The organism is Streptomyces sp. DF42, from assembly GCF_058267695.1.
On the sequence record NZ_CM177859.1, the window covers coordinates 4,582,361 to 4,600,009 of the forward strand.

11 protein-coding genes are annotated in these 17,649 nt (G+C 68.6%); 4 read left to right on the plus strand and 7 right to left on the minus strand.

Translation table 11 applies throughout. The annotated features are described in order from the left end of the window. Window position 1 precedes the first annotated feature (1 nt). From ACYUED_RS20895 to ACYUED_RS20910, 4 genes are all read right to left on the minus strand, one after another. A protein-coding gene (locus ACYUED_RS20895; RefSeq protein WP_491293788.1) for an IS630 family transposase occupies window positions 2–1,086 on the minus strand; the annotation gives its coding sequence in 2 pieces (ribosomal slippage) (window positions 2–576 and window positions 576–1,086; 1,086 coding nt in all). Window positions 1,087–1,164: 78 nt separating this feature from the next. Further along, entirely contained in the window at window positions 1,165–2,667 is a 1,503-nt protein-coding gene (locus ACYUED_RS20900; protein ID WP_491293789.1) for a serine/threonine-protein kinase, read from the minus strand. 108 nt (window positions 2,668–2,775) lie between these two features. Beyond that, complete coding sequence (locus tag ACYUED_RS20905) at window positions 2,776–4,704, minus strand: ATP-dependent nuclease (RefSeq protein ID WP_491293790.1); 1,929 nt, start codon at window positions 4,702–4,704, stop codon at window positions 2,776–2,778. Window positions 4,705–5,603: 899 nt separating this feature from the next. Further along, the gene (locus tag ACYUED_RS20910; protein WP_491293791.1) at window positions 5,604–6,353 is read right to left on the minus strand and encodes an SPDY domain-containing protein; all 750 of its coding nucleotides are present in this window, start codon (window positions 6,351–6,353) and stop codon (window positions 5,604–5,606) included. 408 nt (window positions 6,354–6,761) lie between these two features. On the opposite strand from ACYUED_RS20910, the gene haaT reads away from it, so the two are divergent. The 4 genes from haaT (at window position 6,762) to haaN (ending at window position 11,607) form a co-directional block, all read left to right on the plus strand. Then, window positions 6,762–9,518 (plus strand): cyclophane-containing RiPP biosynthesis TPR protein HaaT, encoded by a 2,757-nt coding sequence (gene haaT, locus ACYUED_RS20915; RefSeq protein WP_491293792.1) that lies wholly within the window; start codon window positions 6,762–6,764, stop codon window positions 9,516–9,518. A gap of 139 nt (window positions 9,519–9,657) precedes the next feature. Further along, entirely contained in the window at window positions 9,658–9,861 is a 204-nt protein-coding gene (gene haaA, locus ACYUED_RS20920; RefSeq protein WP_491293793.1) for a HaaA family cyclophane-containing RiPP peptide, read from the plus strand. A gap of 13 nt (window positions 9,862–9,874) precedes the next feature. Further along, the gene (locus tag ACYUED_RS20925; RefSeq protein ID WP_491293794.1) at window positions 9,875–11,035 is read left to right on the plus strand and encodes an FxsB family cyclophane-forming radical SAM/SPASM peptide maturase; all 1,161 of its coding nucleotides are present in this window, start codon (window positions 9,875–9,877) and stop codon (window positions 11,033–11,035) included. A 92-nt stretch (window positions 11,036–11,127) separates the two neighbouring features. Then, the gene (haaN, locus tag ACYUED_RS20930; protein WP_319299619.1) at window positions 11,128–11,607 is read left to right on the plus strand and encodes a cyclophane-containing RiPP N-acetyltransferase HaaN; all 480 of its coding nucleotides are present in this window, start codon (window positions 11,128–11,130) and stop codon (window positions 11,605–11,607) included. Window positions 11,608–12,073: 466 nt separating this feature from the next. Here the strand turns inward: haaN and fxlM are convergent, their stop codons facing one another. From fxlM to ACYUED_RS20945, 3 genes are all read right to left on the minus strand, one after another. Next, entirely contained in the window at window positions 12,074–13,297 is a 1,224-nt protein-coding gene (gene fxlM, locus ACYUED_RS20935) for a methyltransferase, FxLD system (protein ID WP_491293795.1), read from the minus strand. Window positions 13,298–13,383: 86 nt separating this feature from the next. Continuing rightward, window positions 13,384–14,559: a lanthionine synthetase C family protein gene (locus tag ACYUED_RS20940; RefSeq protein WP_491293796.1), complete on the minus strand. Its 1,176-nt coding sequence runs from the start codon at window positions 14,557–14,559 to the stop codon at window positions 13,384–13,386. Continuing rightward, a complete protein-coding gene (locus ACYUED_RS20945) occupies window positions 14,559–17,606 on the minus strand; it encodes a lantibiotic dehydratase (RefSeq protein ID WP_491293797.1) in 3,048 nt (1,015 codons plus the stop codon). The genes ACYUED_RS20940 and ACYUED_RS20945 overlap by 1 nt, the downstream gene beginning before the upstream one ends. Window positions 17,607–17,649 lie beyond the last annotated feature (43 nt).

A 17,649-nucleotide genomic window follows, 5' to 3' on the forward strand; every position in this document is an offset into this window, starting at 1 on the left:
GTTACTGACTCTGTGGTCGTGATGTCGTCAGGGTGAGGCCGGTTTCGGCGAGGCATCCGTCGATGAGGTTGCTGCGGTACTGGATCTGGCGGAGACCGTGTCGAAGCGTGCTCATGAGGTGGTCGGGGTCGGTGAAGGCAGTGTTGGCCTGGCTGCTGCGTCGAAGTAGTGACCAGATGCCTTCGACGGGGTTGAGGTCGGGTGCGTAGGCCGGCAGGAAGTAGCAGCTGATCCAGCCATGGGTGTCGATGAACTGCCGCATTCGGCGGTCCTTGTGGACGTTGAGGTTGTCCCACACGAGCACGATGGGCGCGCCCAGTTGTTGGTGGGCGTCGATCAGCAGGTCGCGGTAGTCGGTCCAGGTGAAGCTGCGTCTGCCGCCCCGCTTGTGATCGACGTGTCGTCTGGGCCGGTAGATCAGGCGTGAACGTTCGCCCTGCTTGTAGCAGGCGAGAGCGGCGATGGAGATGCGGCGCTGGGAGCGTCCCCGCACCCGGATGACGGGTGTGTGTCCGCGCCTGGCCCAGGTCCGTGAGGTGGGCGGCGTCATCGAGAACCCGGCCTCGTCTTCGAAGCACAGCCAGGCTCCGAGCGCCGCCACGGTGCTTCCACCTGGCGCCAGGTCTCCTTCACCCAGCCCGTGACGGCCTCCTCGTCACGCTCCAGCGCACGGCGGGCCGGGACCTGGTGGCTGAACCCGTGCCGGTGCAGCATCTGCGCGATGGCGGACAGGGTCATGCTCTTGTGGAACCGGCGCCCGATCAGCGTCTTGATCCGCGCCAGCGTCCACGTCTGGTCCGGCCAGCCGTGTGCGACCGGCCCCTTGGCCAACTCCTGCTCGAGCACGGCGAACAGTGCCTCACTCAGCCTGGGCCGTGAGACCGGTCCGGCGGACCGCAGCCCCTGCGCGCCAGCGTCGTTCCAGGCCCGGCGCCAGCGCTGCACCGAGCGCACACTCACCCGTAAGTCCTTGGCGACCTCGACGTTGGAGGCACCGGCCGCGAATCGCTCGGCGGCCTCCATCCGGATGCGCTCGCGAAACGACTGCCGTTCGGGCGTCAGCCCACCACCCTGCGGATATCTCACACAACCGGCATACCGCGACGATCACGCATCGTCAGCCCCCGGCGACATCACGCATCAAAGGTCAGTAGAGCGGCGACGTCATTCCTCGACCTGGTTTGACTCAACGATCTTGCGGATGCCAGTCCGCAAAACAGGGTGCAGCGATCGGATCGTGAACTCTTCGAACGACCACTCAACCGGGCCTGCCTGTGCCGCGGCCTCCTGCAGTGCTTCCAATGCCACCAATGCGCGATCCGGGGATTTGATGCCCTGCAGGAGGCCCGTGAGGACGTCGCGGACATGCCAGCGACCGTGATGCCATCCCAGGCTCGGGAGCGCCCGGACGGTGTGTCTAAGGATCTGCAAGTCTGAGGTTTCGGTGACGGCCCGGTGGCAGGTGTTGGCCAGCACGTCGCAGTAGCCGAAGTTGAAGCTCGCGTCCTCGATGTAGCCGCAGAAATTTTCGTAGATGATCGTGAAGCCGACGCTGTTGCGCTCCCAGGCCACGGACATGGTCGCGGACGACGTGTTGACCAGGACCGAAGCCACTTCACCGTAGTCCTCGGCGTGGGCCTGCTGCGCCCAGCCCAGGAATTCGTCGATCGCGGATAGGTCGGGGAAGTCTGACGCAAGGCGAGGAGCCAGGAGTTTGGCGATCGTCTCTGCTGTCTGCCACTCCGGGCTCGTGGAGAGAGCGGCGTGGATCGCTTCCAGGAGCGCGTGAGGGGACTCGTATCGCTGCGAGTACTTCGCCGTCGCGCGTTGGATCACCGGCCGAAGAGGGCTTTCCGGGATTTCGTCGTATTCAAAGGGGGGTTGCCCGGCGAGCAGGTGATGCATGATCTTGCCCAGTGAGAAGACGTCAGCGCGAGCGTCGACGGTCTTGGCCGCGTTCCGCTGCTCGGGCGCCCAGTAGAACGGGGTGCCAAACCCCTCCCCCGTCAATGTGAGCGTAGTCGTCACGCCTTCCTGCTCACGGGCAAGTCCGAAGTCACTGATCGCCCACTGGCCCTCAGCCGTCCAGAGGACGTTGGCCGGCTTGAGGTCGCGGTGAAGGATCCCCGCGTCGTGCACATAGGTGAGGCCGGCGCAGATCTGGCTCATCACGTCGGCGATCTGCATCTCATCGCCCACGAACTCCGCGATGTAGTTCTGGAGACTGCCCTGTGCGAGGGGCATGGCGTACCAGATGTCGTTCTGCTCCGACATGTTCCCGTGGGCAATAACGGGGATCACGTTGGGGTGAGACAGCTCCCTGAGGATCCGCAGCTCACGCTGAAAGCGGCGAACGGCGTCACCGCCCAGGTCGTGGACATCTCGCTGAATCTTGACGGCGACGGTCTGATCGGTCCGCCGGTCCAACGCGCGGTAGACGTCCGCGAATCCGCCCCAACCGATCGGGGGTTCCTCGATCTCGAAGCGATCGCCGATCAGCCGACGGGCCTCAACGGCTGACGGTCGCCCCGGTCGGCTGCGTCTCGAACCGGAGGAGGCCCATGCCTCGATGACGTCCAGGTCCCAGATGGGGCCCTGGGCGATCTCGGCCGCGGCAGCGGGAAAGCTTTCCCGCTGCCGCAGAAGAGCCAGCCTCTGCGTACTCACCCCGAGAGCTGCTGCAACCTCGGCGACCCCACCCAAGCGCATCCGACTACCCTTATTCGTTGAGGAGAGGTCAACTATAACTGCTACCCGGGGTCCGGCTTGGTCCGTTCAACGCCTGGGGAGAAGGGAGTTGAGCCGGGTGAACAGTTGGTCGGCCCGGGCGATCGTGGCGGAGTCGACGTCCGGGCCGAGCTCGGCCTGTTCGCGGAGGAGGACTGCTGCGGGCTTGTAGTGGTTGAACCGCGCAGCAATTTTCCGCTTCTTGAACACAGCCTCGATCTGCCTGATGACGCGGGGGTCCTTCGCGTTCAGTTCCGCGATGGTGATCGGAGTGGTGAGCTGCGAGTCGTAGGCGCGGTTGACGAGGCCGAGGTAGAAGTCTCGGTCGAACAAGTCCTCGACATCGGCGTCGCCAGTGCCGGTGAACTCGCTGATCTCGACGAGCCCGTTCTTGGCGAGCTGGTCGTTGTCGCGAAGTCGTTGGACGGCGCCGACATCCTTGGTGCTGGAGTCGATGAGGACGGCCACGTTCAGCTTGTTCGCGCCGAGGAGGGTCACGAAGGTGGACAGCTTTCCGGAGCCGCCGATGGGAGTCTTCACCCAGCGGGGGTCGAGTCCGGTGGAGCCGTTCGCTTCGGCGACATCCGTGAGGACGTCCAGGTAGATCAGATCGCTCGGGCCTTCGAGGAGCAAGATGTGCTCGCCCACGAACAGCGTCTGCGTCATCTCGATGCCCATCGCCGCCAGGAGCGGGAAGGCGGTGTCCTCGTCGGCCTTGAAGATCTCCGAGGAGACCTTCGCCCCGCCGCGCTCCATATCGACGACCGTCCGGACCCTCTGGAGGTTGTCGGGGTCGACCATGAACGGGGAGTGGGTGGTGTAAAGGACCTGGTGCTTCGGGGCCAGTCGCTCGTCGATCAGCCGGAGCAGATCCTCCTGGGCTCGGCCGTGAAGGGAGAGACCGGGCTCGTCCAGGAGGAGGATCAGGTTCGTGGTGCCCGCCGCCTCCAGCTCGTTGAAGTAGGCGAGGAACGAGAAGAACCAGACGAAGCCGCGGGAGCGGTCGTCGAACGGAACCGAGGCGCGGTGGCGGCGGTTGAAGACACGGACCTGGAGGATCGGCCCGTCGTGGAAGGGCGGATGGGCCCCGGTTTCGGGGGTGAGGATCTTCAGCTGGACTTCCAGCTCGGTGTTTTGGGACCAGTAGTCGAAGACCTCGTCCGAGATGACGTTGCCGGAGTTCTCCAGCTCCCGGAGAAGACGTTCGTGCTGGTCAGAGTCCCTGAACTCCTCCGGCGAGACCCCGGCCATGTCCAGGAGGCTCAGCAGAGCGCGCTCGCCGCGCGTGAGCTGCCCCGCCGCGCGTCGCGCGATCAGATCGTTCAGCGCGACCTTGCCCGGCATCGTGTCGTAGTCCGCGAAGTAGACGAACTTCGGCATGAACGGTTTGGCGTACGCATCGATCAAGTGCAATCCGAGCTTGCACTCGCGCCAGCCCCGGATGCGCTCGGCCAGTGCGGTCGCGTCGGACGGAGGCTCGTCCAGCGCGCTGAGCGCGTCGAGAAGGTCCGTGATCGTCTTCGCGCCGCCGATGGCCTTGGCGGCCCCGGCCGGGAGGTCCAGGGCGGAGCGCAGATGCTTGACGACCTCGGCCTCGTCGTAGGGGATCGTGAAGGTCTTGGTGTCGTCCCGATAGCCGATGACGACGTCGAACTCAGGGCTCGTCATGGCCTTCGGGCCGAATTCCGCCTCGATCGCCTTCATCTCGGTGTCGTCGAAGCGGAACGTCGCCCGGACGACCGGGATCTTCTTCCCGGCCGGGAGCTGCTTGCGGTCCCGGGTCTTGCGGGCAGGGAAGTCGACCACCTCGTCGAAGTCGGCGGGCTCCACGGGGTTGAGTCGGAAGAGCGCTTGCAGGAGGGTCGTCTTGCCCGACTCGTTCTTCCCGACGAGACAGGTGACGTCCTTCTCGACATCAAATATGTCGGAGTCCTCGACGGACCTGTAGTCGGTGATGCGGGCTTGGATCAGTTGCACTTGTCTTGGGGTCCTTCCTCGATTTCTGCGAGGAGACCCGGAGTGCCGTGCCGAGAGGCGATGATCACAACGACATGGCACGGGGTGCCTTCGGCGTTGCGTTCGAGGTATGTTCCAGATGCCAATCAGGAGTGACCCCGGTGCCCGTCGACCTCGACGCTGCCGGGGTCCTCTTTTGAGCTGGATCTGAGAGTAACGCCCGGCACTGACATTGCCGTACGAATTGTCGCCCGATGCTCTCACCTCGCTGGTGGGCGCGGCTGCGTGGGCAGGACACGGAAGTTGTCCAGCCGCTCGACCAGCTGGAGCCGGATCGGTCGGGGAGGTGGACCCAGTGGCCGAGGTAGCGCAGGCCCTCTTCGAGGGTCGGGTGGAACCGATCGACCGGACCGGAGTGGCGGTTGCACCAAGCCGCATCCAGGCGCAGCTCCTTGGTCTCGTGGCCGGCTCGGCAGCGCAGCCACCCCGAGTCGTCGCGCAGGCAGAAGACGATCCAGTCGCGGTACGCGCCGCACTCAGGGCACGCGCGGACCTCGCCGTCGATGACGAGCGGCTGCTTGCCAGCGCATCATCAGCCCGGCCGCCTCCTGGCGCGACGGCACACGCAAGTCCGGCGGCAAGAAGTCGGTCACGGTCGCCTCCGGTGCGAGGTACCGGCGCTGCCGGGCCGCCGACGTGGTTGGGCACGGGCGGCTCGGTGTGCATCTGTAGCAGCGCGTAGCCTGCGCGCTGGGCTTCACGGAAATGTGCGGTCCTCGTGAGCGCGTCGAAAAAACAAGGCTCTCTCCTTCTCTGTCGTCTGGCGGGCGCAGGGAACACGCCTCATACGGCTGACCTGCTCTGCCACTTGGGGGTTGGCGACGAGCCGCACAACGGCGGCTCCTCTGGGGCAGGGTTCGTCAGCTGCGGCGGACGATGGTGAGCCGGCCCTCGGCGCTCTCGGGCACGGTGCGGCGGGGCACCGGGACCGGTGAGGCGAGCGAAGAGGCGAAGGCTGCGACCAGGCCATGGGGGACGCTGGCGCTGAAACTGGCGCACCACAGATACGGGGCGCCGAGAACGGGTTCCGCCCATGCCTGCCAGCCCACCAGGTCAGGACGCGGGTCACAGTCCTGGATAAGCGGCGGCATCATCTCCAGAGAGAGGCTGGAGGAGAACCCGGGGTCCGTGGCGGTGCTGCGGGGGCGGTCCACGTCGCGGATCCATCCCCGAGCACTGAGCGCGCTGAGGACCGTCTCCGGCCCGGTGAAGTCGGCGCCCTGTGCCTCGTGGGCGTCGATCGCCACGAGGAGATCGGCGAGTGCCTCATACGGGACGTCGGCGGTGAAGTACGCGTTCCACTCCGGCATCGCGGAAGAGGCATGCTGGCGAGCGCTCAGTTGCCAGGCAACGGGCAGACCGCCCAGCTCGAACGGATAGGCCGCGAGGATCCACTCAGCGCCACGCAGCCCGTCCGGGCTTACGTACAGAAAGGTGTGACGGGAGGTGGGCCACATGCGCCAGCCGAGATCGGACAGGGTGTCGTCGATCCGCTCGGCGAGCACACCGTCGTCACCGGCCAGATGACGCGGGGTGACCCAGTACACCGGGTCCGGCAAGTTTGGTCGGGAGCGGTCGCTGGAGTGGTGCGGGAGCAGGGGCGCCTCCATGGCTCGTGGAGTGGAACACTGGCCCGTCCAGAATCACTGGCATCACCTCGTTGACCAGGCCCTCCGGCAAGGTGTCGCAGGTTGACATAGCTGCACAGCTGCGCACCAGTCGTTTCGGGATCTTTCCCGTCTGCCTGCGGCGAACTAGTGGATAGATGGACAGGCTTACCCAAAGTAGCGAGCCGCGCCCACGCAGCTCCGGCGTGTGATCGCCAGGGGCTTTCTTGGCGCACTCCGTGGCTCAGAGGCGCCCTTGACCAAGGTCTAGTAGGACTGTTCCGTTAGGGAAGTTGGGGCGTTCTACTCGGGGGTTGCCTTCGTGACCAGGTCGGTTGGCAGTGCGTGGTGTCTCGTCAGCGGCACCAGGGTGAAATCGACCGCTCCCCTGGCTGCTGCTGGGGCCTCCGTATGAGACTCCGGCGCGGGATCGCGATCGCCGTCGTCGCCGGAGGCGGCGCTGTGACCACCATGCTGGTCGGGCTCGTCACGAACGCCGTGTCCGATGAGTCGCGGTGGCCGGGCTGGCTGGGGTGGTTACAGGAGCACGCCTGGTTCTCGTTCGTCGTGTTGGGCGTGACGATGGCGGGGCTGACGGCCCTGCTCGCCGGGCTCTCCGAGACGCAGCCTCCCACCCCGCCAGGGCGACCGGAGGATGGAGCGGGGCCACCAGGGGCCGCCCAGGTGCTGCGTTCGCTGCCGCGCGACACAGCCGCGTTCACCGACCGTGCCGCGGAACTGGAGCGGCTGGTGGGCTCAGTGCGGGCCTCACAGGAGCGTGGTCAGGGGCTGCCCGTTCATGTGATCGACGGCATGCCAGGCGTCGGGAAGACCGCCTTCGCCGTGCACGCCGGCCACCTGCTTTCTGAGCGCTTCCCCGACGGACAACTCTTCGTGAACCTCAACGGGCACACGCCCGGGCGCACTCCGGTGCAGGCCGGCGAGGCGCTCGCCTCACTTCTCACGGCCGCCGGCGTGCCGACGCAGCAGATTCCCGTCGGTGACGACGTCGGAGCGGTCACGGAGGCCCGGGCGGCCATGTGGCGGAGCAGGCTCGCGGACAAGAAGGCGCTGCTGATTCTCGACAACGCGGCCAGCTACCGGCAGCTGGAGCCGCTGCTCCCCGGTGGGAGCGGATGCCTGGTGTTGGTGACCAGCCGCAAGCGGCTGGTGGCGAACGAGGAGGTGGTTATGTCGGTGGAAGCACTGCCGCCGGATCACGCGCTCGACCTCTTCGTGCGACTCAGTGGGCGGCCGTCCGACGCTCTCGGTCGGGATGTGGTGGACGAGTTGGTGCGGCTGTGCGGGTGCCTGCCGCTGGGCGTGTCGCTTCTCGCGGCGAGGCTGCGGCACCATCCGTCGTGGAGCGCCGAGGACCTGCGCGGGCGGCTGGTGGCGGCACGGGACCGGTTGGGGGAGCTGCACGCCGGGGAACGAGCCGTCGCCGCGACGTTCGATCTCTCCTACCGGGATCTCGCGCCGGAGCGGCAGCGCTTCTTCCGACAGATCGGGTTCTTCCCCGGCACCGATCTCGACCTGCACGTCGGTGCGGCTCTTGGTGAGGTCTCGGTCGTGATGGCCCGTCGGCATCTTGAGGCGCTCTACGACGACCACCTGATCGACGAGCAACCAGGGAGTCGCTACCGGCTGCACGATCTCTTGCGCGCCTACGCTCGCGGTCTCACCGCCGAGGGAGAGGGCATGGACCACGTACAGGCCGTCCAGCGTGTGTGCACCTACTACCTGGCCGCTCTCGCCGTCGCGAACGGGCACATCGTGCGCAGCGGAGCCGCAGTGCCACCGGTGCCGGACGACGCCTCGTGGGTGGAGACACCGGTCCTGGAGTCGCGGGCGGATGCCCTGAGCTGGCTGGAGACCGAGCGGGCCAACGTCCTGGCCTGCGTCCGGCGGGCGAATGGCCTCGCCCTGTACGACCTCGTGGTCCGGCTCGCCGCGGCCATGGCGCCCTTCCTGCGCCAGGCTGGCCCCTGGGACCAGGCTGTCGGGCTCCATCGGACCGCCGCCGAGGCCGCCCGCCACACCGGCGACCAGCGGGCGCAGGGTGATGCCCTCGCCGAGCTGGGTGTCGTACGCCGCTTCACGGCTTCCTACCCACAGGCGATCGAGGCCCTGAACGACGCCGTGACGGCGTACGACGCGGTCGACGACCGGCGCGGCAAGGCGGACGCGCTCAACCAGCTCGGCATCGTCTGGTACCTGACCGCGGACAACGAGGACGCGGCCCGCGCCCAGACCGAGGCCCTCGCCCTCTACCGTGAGCTGGGGGACCGGCTCGGACAGGCGAACGCGCTCGCGGATCTCGGCATGACACACCGGCAGATGAGCCGGTTCGACGCGGCGGTAGAGGCGCAGAGCGAGGCCCTGGCGATCTACCGAGAACTCGGTGACCGATACGGGGAGGCGAACTCCCTGCGGGACCTGGGTGTCGCGCACTGCCTCATGGGCGCGTACGACCTGGCCGCGCGGCATCACCAGGAAGCGTTCGACATCTACCTGGAGCTGGATGACCGGGTGCACCAGGCTTACGCGCTGAACGAATTGGGCGTCGTCCGACGGCTGACCGGGGACATCGAGGGAGCGCGGACGGCACACAACCAGGCCATGACGCACTTCACCGAGCTCGGTGAACGGTTCGGTCGCGCGACCAGCGTCCGCCACCTTGGCGTCGTGGAGCGGGTGACCGGGGATGCGACACAGGCGATCCGGCTTCTGGAGGAGGCCCTGGACGCCTACCGCGAGCTCGGCAGCCGCGGGGGTGAGGCCGCCTCGCTGAGCGAGCTGGGCGTGGCACGCGGCATCGTCGGTGAGCGAGACGGTGCGATCGAGGCGTTCCAACGCGGTTTGGAGATTCTGCGGGACCTGGGCGACCGGTGCGGCGAGGCAGAGGTACTGAACCACTGGGGGACGCTGCTGTTCACCTCCGATGAACCGCCGGCCGCCCGTCGGCACTTCGATCAGGCGCTCATGCTCGCGCGGGACATCCGCTGCCCGCTGGAGGAGGCGCGGGCGCTGGAGGGCATCGGCCGCTGCGACTGGACGATTGACGGGCCTGGTCACGGCGTGGACTCGCTGCGAGCCGCCGTGACCGTGTACCGGCGGTTAGGAGTGAGCGCGTCCGTGGACGACATCGAACGGTTGCTGGTGTAGCGGTCCGGCTGACGCCGACCAGGTGGCCGAATTTCCTGTCCCAGGAGGGTGGTTGAGGATGCTACGTTTCCGGCTGATCTGTCGCTTCAGCCCCGTCGCACCGTGCCGCCTCCGGCACGTACCTCACGAGGAGCGTTGAATGCCGTCACCCACGTCCGTCACCGAGCCAGGCACCATCACGCCCGTCGGCCCGGCATCCGCGGAGCCGATGGTGGCCGGCAGCGCCGTCTTGGACCGCGTGGCCGCCCGCGTTCGGCAGCGACTGGAGGCCGAGGAGGGCGCGACGAGCCGGGCCGGTGACGGTGCCCACGCGGCCTCGCTCATCTGGCCCTGGCCGCTGTAAGCACATCCGCTCGATGACAGAACCCGAAGGCCCCGCTCCTTTCCAGACGTTCATCCTCAAGGTCGCCAACCGCTGCAACATCGACTGCGACTACTGCTTCGTCTTCAACTCCAAGGACCAGGCGGCGCGGCGCCTGCCCGCCCGAATGGACCTCGCTGTGGCCCGGGCTGCGGCCCGGCGGATCGGTGAACACGCCTCCGCACACCGCCTTCGAACCATCCACGTCGTACTGCACGGCGGGGAGCCGCTTCTCGTCGGCATCGGGCACATGGCCGGTCTGCTGGAGGCCGTCCGGGACGCCGCGCCGGCCGGGACCCGGGTCCTCTTCGAGCTCCAGACCAACGGGACTCTTCTGTCCGGTGCCTGGCTGGACCTCTTCGAACGGTACGAGGTTGCGGTCGGCGTCAGCCTCGACGGACCGCCACCTGCGAATGACCGGCACCGGCTGACCCACGCCGGGCGGTCGAGCGCCGCCTCCGCCGTGCGCGGCATCGAACTCCTGCAGTCGCGGCCACACCTGTTCGCGGGGCTGCTCGCCGTTGTGGACCTGGCCAACGACCCCGTGGAGGTCCACGACTACCTGGCGGCGTTCGAACCGCCCGTGATCGACTTCGGCCTGCCGCACGCGACCCACGACGACCCGCCGCACCGCTCCGACCCGAGCGTGCCCGAGTACGGACTGTGGATGAGCAGGGTGTACGACGCCTGGCTCGCGCGGCCTGAGTACAGGCACAGCGTCCGGATGCTGGAGGACATCGTGGCCCTCAGCTCTGGCGTTCGCGGCTCGGTGGAGACGCTCGGCCTGGCCCCGCCGACGAGCGTCGTGATCGAGTCCGACGGCTCCATCGAAGCAGTGGACACCCTACGGTCGGTCGAGGAGGGCGCCTCCTGGCTCGGGCTCGACGTCCTCCGCCACTCTTTCGACGAAGCTCTGTCGCATCCGAAAATGTTGCACCGGCAGCACGGCAAGGACGCGCTCGCCGAACAGTGCCGCTCCTGCCCGCTCGTGGACGTGTGCGGCGGTGGCTACCTCCCGCACCGCTTCAGCGAAGCCCAGGGCTACCGGAACCCGTCTGTCTACTGCGCGGACCTGGAGTACCTCATCCGACACGTCCAGGGCTCCCTGCGGCAGCACGGCTGGGACCCGTATGCGCAGGCCGCCTCGTCGCCGTAGACGCGTATGCCGTACCGCCAGGAGGGGATCACGCGTTGGAGCGAATGAGTGCAGCAGTGACCGAAGCTACCGAGGAACGACAGGAGGCGCCGATGAGCGTGACGATCCGCCCTGCGGAGAAGCGGGACGTCCCGGCCATGGCCGAGCTGATCGAGGAGATCGAGCGGTTCTACGGTGCGACCGACACCGACATCCAGCCACTGGAGGAACGCCGAACCCAGGTCGAAGAGGCGCTGTTCGGCTCGCCGCCGCTGGCCTCCGCGCTGCTCGTCGAGGACGAGACCGGGGACATCGTCGGACTCGCCGCCTACTCATTCCTCTGGCCGGCCGCCGGCTCCTCACACTCTCTGTTCCTCAAGGAGCTGTACGTCCGCAACACGCTCCGACGGCAGGGCATCGGTGCCCGCCTCATGGACGAACTCCGTGCCATCGCCGCAGCGCGCCCCGGGTGCAGCCGCGTGGAATGGATGACTGATAGCGACAACCCGGGGGCACGGGCCTTCTACAAGTCACTCGGGTTCGCCGAGTTCGACGGGAAGATCGTCTACCGGGTCGATTCCGGCACGGCGTGAGGGTGGTACGAGTCCAGTGGAAGTGGAGCGCTGCGACGAGTGCGGCGGCAAGATCGTCATCGGGCTCGGATGCGAGTGTCCGCCGGGCTCGTCGGCGTCGGCGCCCACGCGTTCCGTAGGCACGTTCGTGAAGAGGGAGTGGCGTACTCACCCGGATGACACGATCCTGGTCTCCCCGACGCAGTGCGCGCACAGGCCCGGCTGGTGCGACCACATGACCGAGGACGACGTACGACCCCCGCGGTGGGGGTGGATCCCGAATCCTCCACCTGGGCTCTGGGAGCGGTTGAGCAGTGCTTCTCCCGCGACCGCCACCGCGGGCAACCCGAGGCGACGGGCCGTGCGGCGGTGCACCGACTGTGAGGCGAACCTCGCGCAGGGCTGACCACCGTGCTGCGACATTGCTCTGTTCTCGCTTCGGTGGGCGCGGCCTTATCCGTCGCGGCCGCGCCCGCCTGCGTCAGGATCAGTAGCTGATGACGAGCCGCACGGAGGGCCGGTCGATCACGGCTCCGTCGGTGAGGTCACTGTCCGGTGTGTCCGCGGGGTAGGCCGTGACTACAGGTTCGGCGACCCGGGCCGGGCCCCAGGCGCGGATCTGCGCGCAGATCCGCTCGGCGAGACCGGCGCCGGCCGGGCCATAGCCGACGGCTCCCAGCCGGAACCGGGGTTCTGTCTCGGGGTCTTCGGCGGTCCGCTCCAGGGTGAGGTACGCGATGGAGTCCCCCTCGACGAGGGCGGGGCTCAGGGCAGGTGAGGCGGGCCGGTGGAGACCGGCCTCCATTGCTGCGGGCTTCGCGGTGATGCGGCAGGTCACTCGCTCCGTGGCGCTCAGCCGTAGCCAGACGCCGTCGAACGACTCGACGGGGCCGACCGTCACATCGGTCCAAGCGACCGACTTCGGTCGGGTGAGCGCGTCGCGAAGGAGTTCCGGGGCGATGGACTGGTCCTCGTCCCAGTAGAGCCTGACGAGCCGGTCGTCGTCGATGTAATCGTTCCGCTCTCCGTCCTGGCCGATCACCGGGAGGAAGCCGCACATCTTGACGGAGTCGGACAGCATCCGCCCCTCCCCCCGTTGGAAGGCCACGGCCCTGGAGAGCCCGCGCCACCGCAGTGGGACCACGAGGCGTCCGCCGACGGTGAGCTGGTCCCACCAGGCACCGGGGAGGTCCCACATGCCGACCGTGGCGATCATTCGGTCGTAAGGGCTGAACTCCTGGGCGCCGAGGGCGCCGTCCCTCGTGACCATGCGAACGTCTTCGCATCCGTTGGCGTCCAGCGTCCGGCGGGCGTAGGCGGTCACGTCGGGGGCGATGTCGCATGTGGTGACCTGTCCGGACTTCCCGGTGAGGTGCTTGAGCAGGGCGGCGTTGTAGCCGGTGCCGGCCCCGATCTCGAAGACGTTGTCGCCTTCGCGGACGGCGAGCTGGACCAGCATGAAGTGCACGACGTCGGGCTGGGAGGCGCAGCTCAGCGGGAGTGCGTCCTCATCAGGGTTCTCCTTGATCGTCACGCTCTTGTTGGCGTACGCCTCCTCGATGGGTGCGTCGGGGAGGAAGGCGTGGCGGGGTACGGTCCGCATGGCGGTTTCGACGCGTGTGTCGCGGAGGCCGGAGAGGTCCTCTTTCAGGATGGCGTCGACCAGGCGGTTGCGCAGGTCCTCGGGGGAGGCGCCAGTGGTGGTGTTCATCGCGTCCTTTCGGAAGGTGCCAGCTGTGCGTACGGCAGGGGCAGATCGTTCTCATGTGTTCTGGTGTGCGGATGCGGTTCGCGGCGTCACCCTGTCAGGAGCAGGCAGCGGTCCCAGGGGGCGGTGATCACCGTGTTGACGGGGTCGGTGAGACGGACCAGGTGGATACCTGCCGTGCCGTCCATCAGGCCCGCGCCGTCCGGCAGTCCGTGGTGGTCCAGGTGCTTGTTGAGCCGGACGTTCAGGCGGCGTAAATTCGACGCGAGTTCGTCGTCGAGGGCGTCGGCGGCGGCACGGGAGACGGTCTGGATGAGCCCCGCCCAACCGTGGCAGAGGGAGGCGTCGGTGAGCTGGGCGAGCTGCTGGTCGTCGGCCAGACATCCGGCCAGGGCCTGCTCTGCTTGCCGTTGCCGGTCACGGTCGCCGAGGGCGAGACCGGCGAGTTGCTGGGCGCGGGCGATGCCGGGGGTGCCGTAGCACCAGGATGGGCGTCTCGGTCCTGGACGCTGGAGCTCACCGCGTCGGTGTTCGGCTCGGGTGATCAGGTCCGGCCACCAGGCGCGCGAGTCGGTGCCGTTGCGCCACCGGTCGAGCCAGTCGCAGATCCGGGTGATGGCTTGTGTCTGTCCGGGCACCGTGTGGCCGTGTCGCAGGGCCGTGGCCAGCAGCGCCAGCGGTCCGGTGATGCCGTGGGCGAGGCCGAAGTTGCCGTGTCCGCCGGGCCATCGCGGCGTCGGTCGCAGATCGGGGCTGTCTCCCGTCCACCAGCCGGGCAGACGTTGCGCTTCGATGGTGATCGGTTCCGTCAGCCGCACCAGGTAGGCGAGGACGTCCTGAAGCTCCGTCTTGTGGCCGCGGTGCAGGTGGTACACGCCCAGCCCGGTCAGTCCGCTGATGAGGTCGTACTCGTTCAGGGTGGGCAACGCGCCGTGATCGATGCGGGCGTGTGCCCGCTGGAGTCGATGGCGTGTGACGTCGGCGAGGTGCGTGTCCAGGGTCGCCAGGGCGCGAGTGGCGGTGTTCGTGTGCGTGAAGCTGAGGACGTACGCGACGGCCGGGGCGCCCTCGTACAGACCGCATGCTTCGGGGGCGGCCTGGATAGGGCCCTCGAGCATGGCGGCGGCCCACGGCCGGAGCGCGTCCCTGTCGTCTTCACCGGTGTAGGCCCTGACGGCGTGCAACAGGGCGACTCCCGCCGCGCCGGAGTACAGCGACTGCCCCCAGCCGGGCCCGGTGGGTGTGGGCGGCGCGTCGTAGTTCATCAGCGGCTCTCCCCCGGCCAGGCGGCCCATGCGACGGCGGACTGACGGGCAAGGCGGCGGCAGATCCTCTCGTCCTCCCGGTCCAGACCCCGCAGGCGGTTGTGGTGCATGTGCAGCAAGGATTCCAGGACGGAGTCGAGGTCCATGCTCTCGGCGAGGCCCTCGCGATACAGCGCCAGGGCCACGGCGCGACGGTGCCACGCTTGGGCGAGCTCTTCGCCCCAGCCCCGGGCACGAGGCGTAGTGCGGCGAACGAGTTCGGTGGCCTGGTCGCTGACCCCTCGCTCGACGCGAGCCGGAGGTGCGGGGCGGTTCGCCAGCCACCTCATGCCCTCGTCGGGGCCGAGCAAGCCACAGACGATGTCCACCATGCCGACCGCGGCCAGCGCGCGTCCGTCTACGCCGGCGGCTCCGGGGACCTGCAGGGCGGCGAGGGCGTAGGCCGAGTCGGCCGTGAACACCGCCTCGGCACAGCGCAGAGCGGCGCCTGGGCCGTAGCGGCCGATCTCCGGGGTGTAGGTGTCGAACACGAGCCTGCTGCTGAGCCCCTCGCGGCGCAGCCCGGCGGCCCATCCGGCGACGAGCTCGGTGCAGGCGGCGTACTGTCCCGGGCTGCGCGTGCGGATGCGCAGACGCAGGTGGTCGAGGTCGTGTGGGGTGCGGTAGCGGACGAACCACCACTCGGGTGTACCTGGGAGTTGGGGCACGAGCCGCGCGAGGTGGGTGCCGATCAGCTCCTCGAAGTGTTCGGGGTGGCTGTAGATCTTGGCGTTCAGCCAGGGTGCCTGCACCGCCCCCGGTACGGGCCCGAGGGTGCTGTTGGTGAGCACGGGGAGGAAGCCGGAGAGCGGGTCGGGTATCGGCCGGCGGGTGCTGGTCATCGGCAGGGCGATCTCGTGGACGTGGCCGCCGATCCAGCCGTAGGTCTCCTCGGCCGGCGCCTCCGTAAGCACGGCGTGGCCTTCCCGGTGCAGGTGGGCGCGCAGGACGGTGGCGTGTGCGGGCACGTCGAGTTGGAGCCGCCGTGTCCGGTCGTCCTCCCGCAGCTCGACGGCACCGTGGCAGTGCCACCGCTTCCGCCACCGGCCGAGGGCGTCGGTCCACTCCCGCATGTCCGCGCCGCGGCTTGGAAGGTCGTCGGCGGTCAGGTTCCAGCGGCTGGGAGAGAGGATCACGCGCCCGTAGCGGACGCGCGGCTGGAACGGCAGCCGCGCGCCGTGCGGCCCCCAGTCGAAGTTGGTCCAGGCAGGGCCGAAGGAGCGGGTCAGGTGCGCCAGGAACCTGGCCAGGGGCGGGGGTTGCTTGTCCAGGGCCATGGCGTGGAAGACCTGCGGGTCCACCAAGCGACGGCGGGAGATGCTGACCAGGTACAGCCGGGTGTGCGTGGCCGTGACCGCGAGGTCGTCGACGTCGATGAACGTCGGCGCGGTGTCATCCGGGCTGCGGTGCTCGCCCAACGGGATCACGTGTGGAAGATAAGCGGGGATGCGGGCGACGTTCTCCGTGTGCGGGTACAGCGGCGGGAAGGAGAGCTGCGCGGTCAGCGCGTTCTCGACGCCCGTGGGAACTTGGCGGTAGACCTCGTCGAGTCCCGTGCCGGTGGCGACCGGAGTGAACCGGGAGGTGAGCGTGCCCGCGGCTCGGGCCGGTGTAACCGTGAGCGTGAAGTCCCCGTCCTCCAGGGCGGACAGGCTGTCGGCGTGCAGGCGCGCGCACATCTCCACGTGGGGCGGTGCCTCCTGCCCGGTCGGCGCATCGCCGGCCAGGCGGTCGATCAGGTCGTCGGTGAGGACGATCTCCCTGCTGCCGTCAGCCAGTGCCTGCCAGGCCAGGGCCAGCAGCCGCTCGTCCCGCTCGGAGACTGTCGGGGGCGGTGCGGTCATGCGGCTGCCGGGGTACTCGGCTGGATAGCCGAGCCCGGACGCCGGGTCGACGACCTCCTTCACCGGCACGAGCGTGCCGGTGCCGTACCGCTCCCAGAACGCGACCTGGTACTCCTTCCACACGCCTTGGCCCGCCGGTCGGCGCGTAAGCCGCAGTAGAGCATCGGCGGCCCTCTCCATCTCCTGCGCGACGCTCTCGGGGATCCGTACCTCGGCGTCCAGCCTCAGGTCGACGGCCAAGGGGCTTCGGCCCGCGGCGGAGAGCCCACGCAGTCGACCCGTGAGTTCCTCCCGAGCCGGCCCTTGCGCGCTCGCCGGGCGCCGGTTGTGCTCGTGTACGGCGCGTTGCACCGCTTCCAGCTCGTGCAGAACCTGCGCGACCTGCGGCACCGTGCCCGCGCCGTGCAGCCGGTCAATCAGGTGGGACAGCGGATTGGTATTGGTCATCGGCGCGCGCAAACTGGTGATCAGAAATTTCTCGCGCACCAGCGCGCCGAGCAGTGTGCGGATGTTCTGCGGCTCGGTTCGAGGGAAGGTGGCGGCCAACTGCTCGGAGAGGGCGGCGAAGCGGACCGGCCGACGTGCCAGGCCCTCGATCACGCGTACCGCGCTGGTGCGCCGAACGGTGGCGCCCATCGGTCCGCCGTGTGGGACATGCAGGCGTCCGCCGCGGCGCGCCGCCAGGTTGTTCAGGACGACATCCAGGCGCTCCAGCAGGGCCGGGCACGTCTCCAAGCGGACGATGACGTCGTCCAGCCACTCGGTATCCACCCGCGCCACGGCCCGGTGTGCGCCGCCCCACCTCACGTGCGAGGTCGAGCCCACGCTGGCCGCGGTGACTCCCGCGAAGAGGCCGAACGGGGTCGGCCGCCCGGTGGCGCGCAACAAGTAGCGGACGGTGGCCATGGCGGCGCGCCGGAGCTGCTTGGAGCGTGTCGGCTGCCCAGCGCAGATCGCGTCGACCCGAGAGGCGAGATCGCCGCTTGCCTGCCGTACGGCGTCGGCGAACCGCGCATCGGCCCACACCTGCTTCAGCCACCTGCCGCATGCGTCCGTGTCGGACGGATCGGGCCACCACCCCGGCAGACTCGTCAGTGGCATCGCGGCGGCTCGGAGCAGCGCCGCGCCCGTGTGCTGGTAGAGCTTTCCATCGTCGCTTCTCATGCCAGTGCCTCCGCCATCAGTGCTTGAACGGGCGGGGTCGGGA